Origin of the sequence: Corynebacterium aurimucosum (genome assembly GCF_046895345.1) — a bacterium.
In the GTDB taxonomy this organism is placed as follows: domain Bacteria; phylum Actinomycetota; class Actinomycetes; order Mycobacteriales; family Mycobacteriaceae; genus Corynebacterium; species Corynebacterium aurimucosum_G.
Genome location: NZ_CP160096.1, coordinates 617,458 through 633,531, shown reverse-complemented (window position 1 = coordinate 633,531; position 16,074 = coordinate 617,458). Strand labels below are relative to the sequence as shown.

Here is a 16,074-nt window from a genome sequence, read left to right as displayed (position 1 = left end):
ATGCGTATGATTGGGGAATGAGTACGCCACAGCAGATAGACGAACGCAAGCTTTCCCCTATCCCTCACGCCAGCGCAGCGCCTGCGGCCGAGCGCCTCACCCCCGGTTCCTTCACCATGAAGGTCCTCAACGGTATCTCCATCGCCGTCGTTGTGTCGCTCGTCCCACAAGCACTGCTCGGTGAATTAGCCAAGGCGCTACTCCCCTTGTGGTCCGGCGCAGCCACGGTCATTGCATTGACGGGCTTAGCAGCAAGCCTCTTGCCGGTAATGATTGGTGTCCTCGTGGGCATCGAATTCAAGATGACCCCCATCCAGACTGCTGCGGTCGGCATTGCTTCCTTCTGCGGCTCAGGCGTGGCCACTGTTAATCCCGAAGGCGGCTTCTTCCTCAAAGGCACCGGTCTTGTTATCAACTCAGGCCTTACCGCAGCCATAGCAGTGGGATTATTGCTCTTTATCGGCGACAGGCTGAAAAATTACTCTATTTTGTTGCTATCCACCATCGTGACGCTGGTGGCGGGCACCATCGGTTGGGCTGTCACCTTCCCCATCGTCAAGGTCTTCACTCTTTGGCTGGGCAACTTGGTCAATGGGGCAACTACCTTGCAGCCGGTTCTCATGGGTGTTGTCCTCGCCGTCCTTTTCGCCATCATGATTGTCTCTCCAGTCTCCACAGTCGGCATTGCCACTGCCATCTTCATCGACGGCATCGCCTCCGGTACCGCGAACCTGGGCGCCGTCGCCGCTGGGTTCACACTCCTCGTTGCTGGCTGGCGCGTCAACGGCTTCGCCACCTCTATCCTGCATGTTTTGGGATCCCCGAAGGTGCAAATGGCCAACATGCTGTCCAAGCCAGTCACCTTCCTGCCCGTGATGTGCTCCGCTGCCGTGCTTGGCGGCGTCGGTGGCGCTTTAGGAATTTCCGGCACCCCTATCTCTGCTGGCTTCGGTATCTCCGGTCTCATGGGCCCACTGGCAGCCCTCAATTACGAAGGCTGGGGTTGGAGCGCCAGCAACGTGATGATTATTACCTTCGTCTATGTCATCCTTCCCCTCGCCCTTGCGCTGCTCTTTTGCTGGCTCTTTGAAAAGGTTCTGCACCTGACTAGGGCTGAGTACTTTTCTCTCGACTTTAAGTAGGTATCCGGGGAGTACAGTGGGGGCCGCTATGAACGAACAGAACTCCCCACCTACCGGCATCCGCCTCGCAGGCGTTCATTTTGAGACGCACGAAGACGCCGTCACCGTGCATTGGCTCCTTGGAGGAATGCCCCATCACCGTAACACCGTGTTCACCCTGCACACCCTTGATCTGGAGCTCACCGCTCATTTCGAACAAGACCAGCTCACGTCGATGAAAATCTCTTCCTTCGGCGAGGACACCAGGGATGCCCACCGCCCGGTTGATTACCCCTACGAGTACACCCCGGAAGAGTTGGCCGTTACCCTCCCCACCGCTCATTTCAACCTCTCGGAAGAAGTGTTCACCATGGCTCTTTTTGTGGACGGTGCGGCCTGTGGCGACTGGACCGGCACTATTATCTAAGCCTTCACTCCCTGCATTCAGCTAAGCCTACACACGCTTTACAAGGCCCTGACCAGCGGCGATACTGGAACATAAGAAGTTCTCTAGACAACTGCGAAAGCACTAGAGAGCCACACATATTCTGGTATCCAAGGAGCTGGCAATGCCACAACATATCAACGAACCCCACGGAGCCTCACACAACGCTCGTCTGAACTCTCTTCGCGCAGGTGTACTTGGGGCTAACGACGGCATCGTCTCCGTCGCGGCACTTCTACTTGGCGTCGTTGGTTCTGGGGCGTCGGCAAGCGCCATCCTCACCGCCGGCCTAGCCGCAACGGTATCGGGCGCTGCTTCCATGGCACTCGGAGAATATGTCTCTGTTTCGGCACAACGCGACTCCGAGCGCATGATGATAGACAAGGAGACCCGCGAGCTGGCAGATCTCCCCGAACAAGAGCATGCCGAACTCGTTTCCATGCTCGCCAGCTACGGCATGCATACCGAAACCGCGGACACTGCCGCCCGCGAGATCGCTGCCGAAGATAGCCTTCTCGAGGCACACCTTCGACTGGAGATGGGCATCGATGGCGAAGACCTGACAAATCCTTGGCACGCCGCGTTGTGGTCGGCCGTATCCTTCCTTGCCGGCGCCGCGCTCCCCCTGTTATCAATCTTCCTCGCCCCCATGAGCATGGCTGCAGCAACAGTCGCCATTGTTACCCTGATCGCCCTGGCAATCACGGGCTACGTTTCGGCACGCCTCGCTGACACGGATGCCGCGCGCTCCGTCTTCCGCCTGGTCATCGGTGGCGCACTCGGCTTAGCCATCACCTATGGCATCGGCGTAGCCTTCGGCGGGGTCATTGGCTAGCCCATGCTAGGACATTTTCCTCTGCCCCAGGTCCGGGCCCAAGCCGACAATACACAAAGTCCCACTCACCGCAGTGCGAGCGGTGAGTGGGACTGTTTATCTGCGCTTGGGAAAGCGCACTGAGTCATTTACTCAGCGGAGCGTACAGCTTCGGCCTGGAGCGCTTGTGCAACGGCCTCAACCACACCAGCGACCTTGATTCCTTCCCAAATCTGCTCCTTGGTCACGCCTTCCTCGAGGAGAGTATTAGCGTGTGCGGACAGGCAGTGCTCGCAGCCGTTGATGGCGGAGACCACGGTGCTCCACAGCTCGAACGTAGCCTTGTCTACGCCAGGCTTAGCAATGATATTCATGCGCAGACCAAACTTGACCTGGGCAAAATCATCGCCCAACCAGCTCTTTGCACGGTAGGCCACGTTGTTCATAGCCATCACCGTGGCGGAGCCGAGAGCTGCGTCAATTGCCTCCTCGCTGAGGTGCTCGCGGGCTTCCTCAAGAATCTCCGACAGCACCAGATCATTGCGGGTCGCAGCGGCGGCAGCAACCAAGCTGCCCCACAGCTGCTCCTCATTCAGCTCGGTGCTACGCGTAAGGGAACCAATGTTGAGCTTCTGATCCTTGGCATATGCCGGAAGCGCGGACTTCAGGTTTTCGATGGACACTGATGTAACTCCTTTAAGGTTGGGCGGTTGTGCTTAGTGCCGGTTTACAGAGCGGACTTAACAACCTCGAGCTTGTCGATGTTCTTGGTCGGGTCATTAGCCTCCCAGTTGCAGGCACAGACCTCTTCAGACTGCAGGGCGTCCAACACGCGCAGAACTTCATCTACGTTGCGGCCGACAGCATCCGGAGTCACGGACACGAACTGGATAACACCGTCCGGGTCGATGATGAAGGTAGCGCGGTCAGCAACACCGTCGGCGTTTTCCACACCGAGGGCACGGATCAGGTCGTGGCGAATATCAGAGAACATCGGGAACGGAACTTCCTTCAGCTCCGGGTGGGTTGCACGCCAGTTGAAGTGCGCGAACTCGTTATCGGTGGAGCCACCAAGAACCTGGGTATCGCGGTCCAGGAATTCCTCGTTCAACTTGCCAAAGGCCGCAATTTCCGTCGGGCACACGAAGGTGAAGTCCTTCGGGTAGAAGAACACAACCTTCCACATTCCCTGGTACTTGTCCAAAGAAACCTGCTCGAAGTAGTCCTCCGGCTGGTTAGCGTTGACGTCGTGGAGGTCGCCCCCCTTCAGCGCGGTCAGCTCGAACTCTGGGAACTTCTCACCAACGGTCAAGATAGGCATAGAAGACTCATCTCCTTCAATAGTCACAACAATACACAAAAGTGATGCAAATCTCTACGACCGCACACCACTTTGCCTTTTAGCTGGTACGCAGTCGCTCGCTTGTTAAGTATGCCACGGAAGGCTTCGGCCGTCAATAGGCTCCACGAATTAGACATGTTAGAGTTATAGGCATGAACAATAAGGAGTATCGCCCAACCCTTGCCCAGTTGCGTACCTTCGTCACGATTGCGGAAAACAAGCACTTTGGAACCGCAGCCGCCAAACTCGATATCTCCCAACCTTCGCTCTCCCAGGCCCTCGTCGCACTCGAGCAAGGTTTGGGAGTACAGCTGATCGAACGCTCGACCCGCAAGGTCATCGTGACGTCGACAGGTGAAGCGCTACTGCCTTATGCCAAGGCAGCACTCGAAGCTTCCGATGCTTTCCTCGGCCAAGCGCGCGGCGCTAGCGGCACACTTACCGGCCCCCTCACTATCGGCATCATCCCCACCATCGCGCCCTATATTTTGCCGGGGTTACTGCAGTCCATCAGCGAGACCTATCCCGATTTAGAACCCCGCTTCGTCGAGGAACAGACCCAGCACCTGCTGGACAAACTGCGCGAGGGCAACCTGGACCTGGCCATTGCTGCTCTGCCCACCGAAGCCCCCGGAATGGTGGAGATTCCTCTCTACAGCGAAGCCTTCACCGCAGTCACCCCGGCAGAGCACCCACTTGCGGGTCGAAAGGATCTCACGCTCGAGGATCTAGGGCACCTTGATCTGCTCCTGCTTGACGACGGCCACTGTCTCCGCGACCAAGTCCTCGACCTGTGCCGCCGCGCGAAGGTCAATCCCTCCGAAGCCACCAATGCCGTCACTCGAGCCTCATCGCTGACTACTATCTTGCAGCTGGTCATGGGAAACCTAGGCACCACTCTCGTCCCCGAGTCCGCGCTGGCAACGGAATGCCAGAATCCGCGGCTTTCCGTCGCACACTTTGCCCCTTCTGTCACGGCGGAACGACACGTGGGGCTTGTCTTCCGCTCTTCCGCTGCCCGTGCCGATGAGTTCAGCGCTTTCGGGACCTTAGTCACCGCTGCCTTCCACGACGCCGCGGAGCGTTCCCGAACACTTTTCACGGCCTCCTAACTGTTCCCCAGCTCCAGCACCGGGTTTCGGGTTTAAAGAAAACGACAAAGCCGCCCCTAACTCACCTCATGAAGTCAGGGGCGGCGCTGCGTATCGATTCGACAGCTTAAGCCTTAGGCCGCGGGAGCATAGCGACCCTGGCACTGGCGGCACAGGTGTGCGGTTGCCAGCTGCAGTGCCGGCGCGATGATGATCAGTGCCAAGCCCAGGGTGATGAGGGAGGCGAAAGCCATCAGACCGGACAGGACAATGAACAGCAAGATGTGGCCGTAGTTTTCCTTACCCAGCTTGAGTCCCTGAGAGAAAGCCTCACCAACGGAGGAGCTATCGGCTGCCAACCACGGCATGAGGGTGAAGAAGGGCTGAATGAACAGCGCAATCAGCATGACAACGATGACTCCGCCGAAGATAGAGCCAACGAGTGCAAAAATATCATTTTCACTGAGCTGCTCTGGGTTCTGGAGGTCCATACCTGCTACACCGCCGAGGCCCACCATCAACAGGCCAACGATGACGATCACCAGGACAATCGCAGCAAGAATGCCCAAGACAAGGTTCACCACGAGCGGCGGAACCCAGCGAACTCCCTGGAACAGGGTTCCCCATGTGGGGCTCGGCTTGTCGATTTCACGGTAGGCCAAACGATAAACAACCAGAGATACAACAAAGGACAGGATGGACACCGCGAAGGAGAAGAGGTCCAACATGACGGAGGTCTCCGCCCCATCGGCGCTCTGCGCACCAAAGCTGATTCCAATTTGCGGGATAAACTGAATAGCAAACACGACGACGGCGCCCAACACCCACAAAAGTGCGTTACCGAGCGCGGCCTTGAATCCCCATTTGATCGCTTCGATAGCGCTGACCGGGCCCGTGTAGGCCGGGCCGGCGCCTGGGCCTGGGCCTTCGTAGCTGGAATCGCCTCCATAGCCCGCACCAGCGTAGCCCGGCTGACCAGCCTCGTACCCACCATAGGATTGGGAGCCGTAGTCGCCGCCGCCATAATTGCCGTAGCTGCTGGACTGGCCGAAGCCAGCCTGATCTTCTGGGTGAGAAGTAGGCTCGTATTTGGGAAGTTCGCCGTTGTTTCCGGAGGAGTCGCCGGAGTTATGAGCCGGGTTGCTGCCAAAGCCCCGGTTGGAGTCGTTATCCTCCGGCTTCGATTCAAAAGGATTAGTCATAAACTATGCCCTTCATTGATTAGTGTTCGTGCAGTAAACACGAGGGTACCAATATCCTCACCTCAATCTGTGAGCACATAGCCTTCCGGGTAAACTTTTAGGTCGATTATGACTGCTACTCGCAAAGACCTTTATGACGCTCTCGCTTCGGTCTCCTTAAGTGATGAACGCACATTTCGCCGTCGCCTGCGCAAGGCCCGCTCCCCCAAGGCCCTGGATGCCATTGGAGCCGATATCGCAGCCGCCCAAGACAAGGTGCGCACCATCGATGCACATGTACCACCCATTACCTACCCCGAACAGCTTCCCGTCACTGGGTGCCGCGATGATATCGCCGAAGCTGTCGAGAATCATCAGGTAGTCATCATCGCCGGTGAGACTGGTTCGGGAAAGACCACCCAGATTCCCAAAATCTGTTTGGAGCTCGGCCGCGGACGCCGAGGGCTCATTGGGCATACTCAGCCACGACGTTTGGCAGCGCGCACGGTTGCTGAGCGCATTGCAGAAGAGCTTGACCAGTCCATCGGGGACTCAGTCGGCTATGCCATCCGCTTCGATGACCGAGTCTCCTCCACCACCGCTGTAAAACTCATGACGGACGGCATCTTGCTGGCAGAAATGCAGCGTGACCGCTTCCTCAACGCCTATGACACGATCATCATCGATGAGGCTCACGAGCGTTCGCTCAACATTGACTTCCTTCTCGGGTACCTCAAAAGGCTGCTGCCCAAGCGCCCCGATCTGAAGGTGATCATTACCTCCGCCACCATTGATCCAGAACGCTTCGCCAAGCACTTCGCTGACGCTCACGGTGAACCAGCGCCGATCATCGAGGTATCGGGGCGTACCTACCCCGTGGAGATCCGCTACCGCCCGCTCGAGGTCGAATCAGGTGGAAAGACCATCGACCTCGATCCTTTGGACGCCCTCTGCGAAGCCATCGAAGAACTCATGGCCGAAGGCGAAGGAGACATTCTGTGCTTCTTCCCGGGCGAGCGCGATATCCGCGATGCCATGGAAGCCATCGAAGGGCGCCATTGGCGCAACGTGGAGGTCACTCCGCTCTTCGGACGCCTGTCCAACCAGGAACAACATCGTGTCTTCCGCTCGCACCGCGGTCGCCGAATCGTGCTCTCTACCAACATCGCTGAGACCTCATTGACGGTGCCTGGCATTCGCTATGTCGTCGACACGGGCACCGCGCGTATCTCGCGCTATTCCACTCGCACCAAGGTGCAAAGACTGCCCATTGAGCCGATCTCCCAAGCAAGCGCTAACCAGCGCTCAGGCCGATGTGGTCGCGTTGCCGACGGCATTGCCATCCGCCTCTACAGTGAACAGGACTTCCTCTCCCGGCCAGAATTCACCGACCCCGAAATCCTGCGCACCAACCTGGCCAGCGTCATCCTGCAAATGATCTCGTTGCGCCTCGGTGATATCGCCGACTTCCCCTTCGTTCAATCCCCCGAGCCGAAGGCCGTGCGTGATGGCCTGCTCCTCCTCCACGAATTGGGCGCACTCGAGGGCAAAGAAAAAGATGGGCTGCCGGTACTGACCCGAATTGGACGCAATCTTGCCCGCATCCCCGTGGATCCGCGCATGGCCCGCATGCTCGTTGAAGCCAACACCTCCGGATGCCTCCACGACGTCATGGTCATTGTTGCCGCGATGACAATCCAGGATGTGCGCGAGCGGCCTACCGACAAGCAAGCGCAGGCTGACCAAGCCCATGCTCGTTTTAAAGACAAGTCTTCAGACTTTATGGCAATGCTCAACCTGTGGGACTTTGTGCAAGAAGCTCGCGAGGAGATGAGCGGCAATGCTTTCCGCAAACGGATGAAGGCCGATTTCCTGCACTATATGCGCATCCGTGAGTGGTTCGACCTGGTGCGGCAGCTGCGGGACGTCACCAAGCAGCTCGGGTGGAACGCTCAAGAGGGCACCGAACGGCGCCCCGATGACATCCACATGTCGTTGCTCTCTGGACTGCTGTCCAACATTGGCGCACGTGACGGTAACTCCAAGGAGTTCATTGGCGCACGCAATACCCGCTTCCTTGTTTTCCCGGGATCAGCGCTCGCAAAGAAGCCACCAGAGTTCCTCATGGCAGCCGAGCTGGTGGAAACCTCGCGCCTGTGGGCACGCGATGTTGCCGCCATCGACCCGGCCTGGGTGGAAAAACTGGCGAAGGATCTGTTGAAACACAACTATTCCGATCCAACATGGTCACGGAGGCGTGGCTCAGCGGTCGTTACCCAACGCTCGACGTTGTACGGCGTCACCGTGGTCGCAGACCGGACGGTGCCCTACCACCGCGTCGATCCTGCGGCGGCACGCGACATGTTCATTCGCAATGCGCTTGTCGACGGCGAATGGACCACCCACCATCACTTCTTCCACGACAACAAGCGCAAGCTTGCCGAGGCCTCCGAGTATGAGGAGAAGGCCCGTCGGCGCGGGCTCGTGGTGGATGAAGACACTCTTTTCGACTTCTACGACCAGAGGATCCCCGAGTCTGTCACTACTGCTCGGCACTTCGATTCTTGGTGGAAGAAACAGAAGAACAGGCACTCTTTGGACTTCGACCCAGAAGCACTCCTCGAAGAGGACCACGCTGTTACTGAGGAGGCTTTCCCCGACCGTTGGCTGAAGGGAAGCATCGACTACGACCTCTCTTATAAATTTGAACCCGGTGACCCCCTCGATGGTGTCACACTCATGGTCCCTGTCCCCCTCCTTGCAGGATTGGACTCCGAGGGCTTCGACTGGCTCGTACCCGGCCTGCGGCTAGAGCTGGTAACGGAGCTGATTCGCTCACTCCCGAAGGCTCTTCGCCGCACTGTGGTTCCAGCGCCCGAATTTGCTGAACGAGCGCTGCCTCAGCTTGTGCCCTATGAAGGGGCGCTCACTGAGCAACTCGCTGCGGTTCTGCAAGAGATGGGCGGCCAAGGCATCAACGCAGGGGATTTCCGCCCCGACCAGCTCCCTCCGCACCTGCGCATGAACTATGCGGCAGTGGACAAACGAGGAAAGGTCATCGATTCCGATCGGGACTTGAAGGCGCTCGTGCAACGCCAAGCCGGGCATATCTCGTCCTCCGTCTCGCGTGTTGGCCGGGCAGCTGAATCTACCGCCGTCAAGGAATGGTCAAAGGACACGCTGGGCACTATCGATGAAGAGGTCACCACTGTCGTTGATGGGCACGAGGTCACCGCCTATCCAGCACTCGTAGCAACGAAGGAAGGCGTCGCTCTTAAGGTGCACCCGACAAAAGCGGCTGCCGACGCCTCCATGATCACCGCCACCCTCACCTTGTTGCTTCGGGAAATCTCCGTGAGTGCACAACAGATGGTCAAGGGCTTACCGCTACAGCAGCGGGTAGCTGTCGACTCCTACCCACACGGCGGAGCCGAAGGGTTGGTCAACGATGCACGAGTAGCCGCAGTGCGCGACATCATGATGGAGAAGGGCGGGCCCGTAAGAACTCCTGAGGAATTTACCGCCTTGCTGAACGCCGTAAAGCCTGAGGTCCCGGGGCGTGTGCGTCAGGCGGTGGTGGCCATTGCCCCAGGGTTGGCAGAGTACTCCAACCTCAACGCAGAGCTGAAGCACTGGGAGGGGCCGGCAATCGATGATATTCGCGCTCAGCTCGACTTCCTATTGCCACCGCACGCCATCACCGTGCATGGAATCCAACACTTGCGCCACCTACCGCGCTATATCCAGGCTGCACGTATCAGGCTTGATGATATGAACCTGGATCCAGATCGTGACGCTGACCGCCAGGCAGATGTCGACGAGGCCAAGGCCTACCTGAATAATCGTTTGCGCTCCTTGCCTGCAGGCCGCGAGAAGACGCGTGAAGTTAAGGAGATCTTGTGGATGATCGAGGAGTTGCGCGTATCGCTCTTCGCGCAACGCCTAGGAACCGCTCATGCGGTGTCTGTTCGGAGAATCCAAAAGGCCGCGGATAAATTGCGCTAGAAGCTATCGCGGTCACGCCGACGCATCAGGCGAATTTCCGATTCGAAGTCGTCTGCGCTTTCGAAAGACTTGTATACGGAGGCGAAGCGCAGGTAGGCGACCTCATCGAGATCGCGGAGAGGCTCCAAGATGGCAAGGCCGATGTCGTTGGCATTGACTTGGGAGGACCCATGACTGCGCACGGTCTCCTCGACTTCTTGTGCAAGCTTCTTCAGAGCATCATCACTTACATCACGCCCTTGGCACGCGCGTTTGACGCCGCGAATCAGCTTGTCGCGGCTGAAGGGCTCCGCTAAGCCATTGCGCTTGACTACCGACAGGACCGCCTTTTCGATCGTGGTAAAACGGCCTTTACATGCGGCGCATTCGCGACGCCGCCGGATTGAGGTTCCACTATCAATCACGCGCGAATCGATGACTCGTGACTGTTCATTGTGACAGAACGGGCAATACATAGTGCCGTAACCTTCCTCTCCGCCGATGCGCCTTGCTTCCCCGGCCCAAGGAATTCTAGCGCGAAGTTGCCTCCGCGGTAGCTGAAGCACCATTGTTACTAGGAACCTCACTATCGATGCTGAGGCCACCCCACACTGTTCCAATAAAGACTGCAGCGCCAAAGACCGCGCCCAAAACATAGTTACCTACGTTCGACCCTCCACGCCGGCTCCGCGACACACTCCGCGGGGAAGAAACACAGGATGGTGCCGAGCTGATCGTGCGCCCCTGTGTTCTACCCTCCGAAGAGAGCGTTCGAACAACAGACGAGCCACGAGAAGAAGTAGGTGATAATTCATGGGTTCGCACCTGGCGCTGCACAGGATCCCAAATTGCCGCCGGAGGGACCAGCACTGCCGTATTGCGAGGCTTCCGACGAACATCCCTACGCAGTACAGAGGCATTATTGAGAGCGATAGCCATGACGGCTCCTTTCTAGTTCTTCCTTCTCCATCGACGCAATATCCGAAGTATAAGAATCCAGGCAGACACTTTCGAACATCACCATCGACCAACCGTTCGATTTAGCGTGTATGTTCGATTTATAGCACCGTCTCGAAAATTTGTCCACAATTCGGCGACGCCAGTCGAACATTTTTTCCTGTCGTGCTAAAAAGGAAAGCGGAAGCACCACCGGCAGTCCCATACATGCCTGGCACGCCAAAGCCTCAACCACGAATGTGCACATCGCAATAGTTTTAGGAGAAAGAATGGCCCGCAAATCCAAGCGAAGCGACCACCCTTCCCTCGACACCCTGTCCGCCCGCCAGCGCCGCATCCTGGAGGTTATCCATGATGCCGTAATGCTCCGCGGATACCCGCCAAGCATTCGTGAGATCGGTGATGCCACCGGCCTACAGTCCACATCATCCGTGGCCTACCAGCTGAAGCAGCTTGAGGAGAAGGGCTTCCTGCGCCGCGATCCAAACAAGCCGCGCGCCGTTGATGTCCGCCACTTCCCCGGTGCCGAAGACTCGAAGAAGCCCGGCCGCAAGACAAGCCAGGCAAACAAGTCTCCGGATCTTTCCACCCCCGATATCCCCGAGGACGCAGCGACGCCGAACTATATCCCTGTTGTCGGCCGCATTGCCGCAGGTTCCCCAATTACCGCCGAAGAAAACGTTGACGCTTATTTCCCCATGCCGGGCGAAATCCTTGGCAGCGGCGAACTTTACATGCTACAGGTCGTGGGCGATTCTATGCAGGACGCCGGAATCCTCAACGGCGATTGGGTGATTATTCGCTCACAATCCGTCGCAGAGGAAGGCGAGTTCGTCGCCGCTCTCCTAGACGGCGAAGAAGCCACCGTAAAGGAATTTCACCGCGACTCCTCCGGCGTCTGGCTTCTCCCCCATAATGATGCCTACTCCCCCATCAAGGGCGACGAAGCTGAGATCATGGGCAAGGTAGTGTCAGTTTTCCGCAAGCTCTAGGAATCATCACTTCGCAGCCATCCCCCAGGGCCCTACCCACCCCGCAGCGCCAGTCCACTCGGTGCGGGCGTAAAGGGCCGGGGGATTGTTTCTTTCTACCCCCTTGTGTGTGTACATGCCCGATTCCCACCGCTTTAGCGTCCGACATCACACATTTGCATATGTGCAGGTTATGGCGGAATTTTTACACTAAGACAGAAATCTCAATGTGAGTTTTTCTTTGTTTCGTTCCGTTTTCTTCACCTTCAGTGGGACAATAGAAGCATCGCCGCAACATTCGTTGTTCTTTTCGTTCACACGCCCCAGCCCCGTTTCCTTTCCGCGGCGGGCGCAGTGACCACCACAGGCAGACTTCACCGGGAGGAACTATGTACGCAGAAGAGCGTCGCCGACAAATTGCCTCATTGACCGCCGTCGAAGGCCGTGTCAATGTCACCGAACTTTCTGAACGCTTCGATGTTACCGCTGAGACGATTCGCCGCGATCTCGCAGTTTTGGACCGGGAAGGAGTCGTGCACCGAGTCCATGGCGGTGCGGTTGCCTCCCAATCCTTCCAAACCGCGGAGTTAACCCTTGATACCCGTCAACGCTCGGCCACGGGCGCCAAGATGGCCATTGCGCGCGCTGCGCTGGAACAGCTCCCCGATGGCGGCAGCATCTTCCTCGACGCCGGCACCACGACGAATGCGCTTGCTGATCTCATTGGCCAGCGCTATTCGGCAGGTCAGTTCAGCATCGTCTCCAACAGCCTGCCGATCGCCCTTTCGCTAGCCAGCAACGGGGTATCCGAAGTCCAGCTCCTTGGCGGTACAGTACGGGCAATTACCCAGGCCGTGGTTGGTGATACCGCCCTTCGCACCATGGCGCTCATGCGTGCCGACGTGGCTTTTGTCGGCACCAACGCACTGACCATTGATCACGGTCTCTCAACGGCAGACTCGCAAGAGGCTGCGATCAAGTCCGCTTTCGTCACCAATGCGCACCGCGTCGTCGTACTGTGCGATTCTTCAAAGCTGGGCAATGACTACCTCGTGAGCTTTGCGTCCCTCGATGAAATTGATGTCGTTATCACCGACGCCGGCGCACCCGCTTCCTACGTTGAAGCGCTGCGTGAGCACGGCATTGAGGTGATCATTGCTGCAGAAAAGTAGGCGCCTTACGCCCACTAGATCGTTTCAGGAGGTGTGCACCCCGCATAGTAAGGGGCGCACACCTCCTTCGCATTCAAAATAATCTAGGACGCTTGGAATTGCTCCAATAGGTCAATCACTGCGGCGCGGGCATCAGCTGGGCCCTCAGCGTTTACTGCTGCATCCGCCATCTTCCGGCATTGCTCAAGAGTGACCTCAGCAAGCTGTGCGCCAACACCTGCGACCGCAGTCGACGCCGCAGACAGTGATGTCACACCAAGGCCAGTTAGCACGCAGGCGAGCATGGGATCAGCTGCTGCTTCGCCGCAGACGCCCACCGGAACGTTATTATCGCGCCCGACCACGCAGGTGTGCTGGATCAAACGCAACACGGCCGGTTGCCACGGATCGGTCAAGTAGGCCAGCTGGGGCGATAGGCGGTCAGCGGCCATAGTGTACTGCGTCAAGTCATTAGTACCGATGGACACGAAGTCGAGGTGCGGCAAGATAGTATCCGCCATCAGGGCTGCAGCCGGTACCTCAATCATCGCACCAGCCGTGAGCCCACGCTCGCGACAGAGTTCGGCGAACCACTTTGCCTCGACTGCCGTGGCCACCATCGGTGCCATAACCCACGTCGTGGCACCTTCGGCACGCTTTTCTGCGGCCTGCGCGATGGCATCGAGCTGACGGGTCAAAAGTGCCTCGTTATCGCGGGCGATGCGCAGGCCCCGGACGCCCAAGGCGGGGTTCTCCTCAGAGTCCAACGTGGCATAGGAGATCGGCTTATCAGAACCAGCATCGAGCGTTCGAACAACGACCTTGGAGTCCGGGAAAGCGTTGAAAACCTTGCCGTAGATGCGTGCTTGCTCCTCCACGGTGGGCTCTTCGCTCGCGGAGAGGAAGGACAGCTCTGTACGGTACAAACCGATACCTTCTGCCTGCGAATCAGAGGCGATGCGAGCTGCGTTGCCGTCGGCAACATTGGCGAGCAACTGCACGCGGTGTCCATCCTTGGTCTGGGCCGGACCCCGCCACTCGGCCACTCGTGCCGCCTTCTCGCGGTATTCCTCTACAGCCTTGAGCGAGGCAGCGCGATCCGCACCAAGGGCCACTGTTCCCACGGAGCCATCGACGAAGATCTGGGTTCCCGCCTCAATCGTGCGCAGCTCAGCGCCGACCGCCACGATGCACGGAAGGTCGAGCTGACGAGCGATAATTGCCGTGTGGCTGGTGGGACCGCCCAGCTCGGTCACAAGCGCCTTGATATGGGTGGTGTCCAAGGTTGCGGTATCCGCCGGTGCAAGGTCATCCGCCAGCAGCACCGCCTCCCCTTCAACCATGGGCAGGCCCGGCTCTTGCTCACCACGCAGTTGTGCGATGACGCGGTCGCGCACGTCCTTGAGGTCAGTCGTGCGCTCGGCCATTACGCCGCCGGCGGCCTCAAACATGGTGACAAACCTGTCTGTGGCACCAACAACTGCATATTCGGCGTTCTTGCCGCTGCGAATGCCCTTGCGCACTGCCTTGTGCCAACCTCGGTCCTTGACCATTCCAGCAGTAGCGCCCAGAACTTCTGCTGCCTGACCTTCAGCACCAGCGGCACGCTGTTCTAGCCTGCTGGCAACGATGTCGGCGGCTTCGAGGAAGCGATCGTATTCAGCATCACGTTGCTCTTCCGCCACGGTTTCTCCAGCCGTGGGCAGTTCTGGGCGTGGGCGAACCCACACCGCCTCAGCGTATGCAACGCCGGCGACGACGCCGGTGCCTTTAATGGTGGATGGGGATGCGTTTTCCATGACACATTTCCTTACGGAGACGATGTTTTTCTCTATCCAGATCATCACAAGTCGGTCAAAAATGCAACGAAAACCACAGTGATTCCGTTGACATTCGGACACATACGGGCAATAATCAACATTAAGCAACATTACTTTCACGCTGACCACGGGCAATCCGCACGGGAGTTCTCGTTTAAGCCGCCGAGGCGCGTTTGCCCCCAATATACGCACTCCGCGAAAGGGGACATTGTCCACAATGATCCTTACCTTGACCCCCAACCCAAGCATCGACGCCACCGTGCGCCTAAACGAGGAACTCGAGCCTGGTGCTGTACACCGCGCAGGGTCTGTATCCAGCGTTGCCGGTGGTAAAGGCGTCAACGTCACGCACGCCGTAACGCTCGCCAACGTCGACAGTCTGGCCCTTCTACCGGCTGTGGCCTCAGACCCTTTCTTAGCCCTCGCCGCTGACGCGTCTATCCCCGTGCACGCCGTGCCGGCACATGACGCGGTGCGCACCAATACCACCCTGACCGAACCGGATGGCCGTACGACCAAACTCAACGGACCCGGCCCCACGCTCGATGAATCAGTTCAGCAAGACGTGGCACAGGCCGTTGCTGAACTCTGCGCTGACGCCGAGTGGATCGTCATGGCGGGCTCTCTTCCCCAAGGCGTTCCTACAGATTGGTACACGCAGCTCATCTGTGTCGCGCGCGAAGCCAACCCCGGCATCCGTGTAGCCGTCGACACCTCCGATGCCCCTATGGTGGCTCTCGGAGAAAACCTCGAAACCGCCAGCCCCGACCTCATCAAGCCGAATGGTCTTGAGCTTGGCCAGCTAGCCAACGTGGATGGTCAGGCCCTCGAAGCTGCCGCCGAGAACGGTGATTTTAGCGGTGTGGTCAAGGCCGCGAGGGTCGTCGTCAAGCGCGGCATCCCCGAGGTTCTCGTCACCCTGGGTGGCGCTGGCGCAGTGCTGGTCACTGCCGATGAAGCGTGGGCCGCTACTCCCCCGCCGATTACCCTGCGCTCTACCGTGGGCGCCGGTGATTCTTCGCTCTCCGGCTATATCCTCGCCCGCCGCTCGGGTGCCTCCTACTCGGAAGCCCTGCGCCAAGCGGTGGCCTACGGCTCGGCTGCCGCAGCACTCCCGGGAACCCAGATACCAACCCCTGAAGAACTAGATATCGAACACACGACGGTTCAGGCCGTCACCGACTTTTAGCAGTACTG

General features: G+C 58.5%; 13 protein-coding genes. 8 read left to right on the top strand and 5 right to left on the bottom strand.

Annotated elements, in window-relative coordinates:
- The first annotated feature begins 116 nt into the window (after positions 1-116).
- The 3 genes from ABZS45_RS03105 (at position 117) to ABZS45_RS03095 (ending at position 2,401) form a co-directional block, all read left to right on the top strand.
- Positions 117-1,142: a PTS sugar transporter subunit IIC gene (locus tag ABZS45_RS03105; protein ID WP_371325746.1), complete on the top strand. Its 1,026-nt coding sequence runs from the start codon at positions 117-119 to the stop codon at positions 1,140-1,142.
- Positions 1,143-1,170: 28 nt separating this feature from the next.
- Positions 1,171-1,548 (top strand): hypothetical protein, encoded by a 378-nt coding sequence (locus tag ABZS45_RS03100; protein ID WP_412100592.1) that lies wholly within the window; start codon positions 1,171-1,173, stop codon positions 1,546-1,548.
- Between the two features lie 142 nt (positions 1,549-1,690).
- The gene (locus tag ABZS45_RS03095; protein WP_412100591.1) at positions 1,691-2,401 is read left to right on the top strand and encodes a VIT family protein; all 711 of its coding nucleotides are present in this window, start codon (positions 1,691-1,693) and stop codon (positions 2,399-2,401) included.
- 128 nt (positions 2,402-2,529) lie between these two features.
- Here ABZS45_RS03095 and ABZS45_RS03090 read toward each other — a convergent pair whose 3' ends face one another.
- Together ABZS45_RS03090 and ABZS45_RS03085 are read right to left on the bottom strand one after the other, a co-directional pair.
- Entirely contained in the window at positions 2,530-3,063 is a 534-nt protein-coding gene (locus tag ABZS45_RS03090; RefSeq protein WP_070446750.1) for a carboxymuconolactone decarboxylase family protein, read from the bottom strand.
- Positions 3,064-3,107: 44 nt separating this feature from the next.
- Positions 3,108-3,701, bottom strand: a complete 594-nt coding sequence (locus tag ABZS45_RS03085; protein ID WP_010190254.1) for a peroxiredoxin — start codon at positions 3,699-3,701, stop codon at positions 3,108-3,110.
- 173 nt (positions 3,702-3,874) lie between these two features.
- On the opposite strand from ABZS45_RS03085, the gene ABZS45_RS03080 reads away from it, so the two are divergent.
- Positions 3,875-4,834, top strand: a complete 960-nt coding sequence (locus ABZS45_RS03080) for a hydrogen peroxide-inducible genes activator (protein ID WP_412100590.1) — start codon at positions 3,875-3,877, stop codon at positions 4,832-4,834.
- 113 nt (positions 4,835-4,947) lie between these two features.
- Here the strand turns inward: ABZS45_RS03080 and ABZS45_RS03075 are convergent, their stop codons facing one another.
- Positions 4,948-6,015: a hypothetical protein gene (locus tag ABZS45_RS03075; protein ID WP_412100589.1), complete on the bottom strand. Its 1,068-nt coding sequence runs from the start codon at positions 6,013-6,015 to the stop codon at positions 4,948-4,950.
- A gap of 108 nt (positions 6,016-6,123) precedes the next feature.
- Here ABZS45_RS03075 and hrpA point away from each other — a divergent pair, with 108 nt between their 5' ends.
- The gene (hrpA, locus tag ABZS45_RS03070) at positions 6,124-9,999 is read left to right on the top strand and encodes an ATP-dependent RNA helicase HrpA (RefSeq protein WP_412100588.1); all 3,876 of its coding nucleotides are present in this window, start codon (positions 6,124-6,126) and stop codon (positions 9,997-9,999) included.
- Here the strand turns inward: hrpA and nrdR are convergent.
- A complete protein-coding gene (nrdR, locus tag ABZS45_RS03065; protein WP_010190258.1) occupies positions 9,996-10,454 on the bottom strand; it encodes a transcriptional regulator NrdR in 459 nt (152 codons plus the stop codon). The two genes, hrpA and nrdR, sit on opposite strands and share 4 nt — an antisense overlap.
- Positions 10,455-11,204: 750 nt before the next feature.
- Here nrdR and lexA point away from each other — a divergent pair.
- Entirely contained in the window at positions 11,205-11,927 is a 723-nt protein-coding gene (gene lexA / locus ABZS45_RS03060) for a transcriptional repressor LexA (RefSeq protein WP_070644943.1), read from the top strand.
- Positions 11,928-12,295: 368 nt separating this feature from the next.
- Positions 12,296-13,078 carry a DeoR/GlpR family DNA-binding transcription regulator gene (locus tag ABZS45_RS03055; protein ID WP_070446745.1) on the top strand — a complete coding sequence of 261 codons (783 nt, stop codon included), beginning with the start codon at positions 12,296-12,298 and terminating at the stop codon, positions 13,076-13,078.
- Positions 13,079-13,161: 83 nt separating this feature from the next.
- On the opposite strand, the gene ptsP is transcribed toward ABZS45_RS03055, so the two are convergent.
- A complete protein-coding gene (ptsP, locus tag ABZS45_RS03050) occupies positions 13,162-14,856 on the bottom strand; it encodes a phosphoenolpyruvate--protein phosphotransferase (RefSeq protein WP_395419918.1) in 1,695 nt (564 codons plus the stop codon).
- 238 nt (positions 14,857-15,094) lie between these two features.
- On the opposite strand from ptsP, the gene ABZS45_RS03045 reads away from it, so the two are divergent.
- Positions 15,095-16,066 (top strand): 1-phosphofructokinase family hexose kinase, encoded by a 972-nt coding sequence (locus ABZS45_RS03045; RefSeq protein WP_412100587.1) that lies wholly within the window; start codon positions 15,095-15,097, stop codon positions 16,064-16,066.
- Positions 16,067-16,074 lie beyond the last annotated feature (8 nt).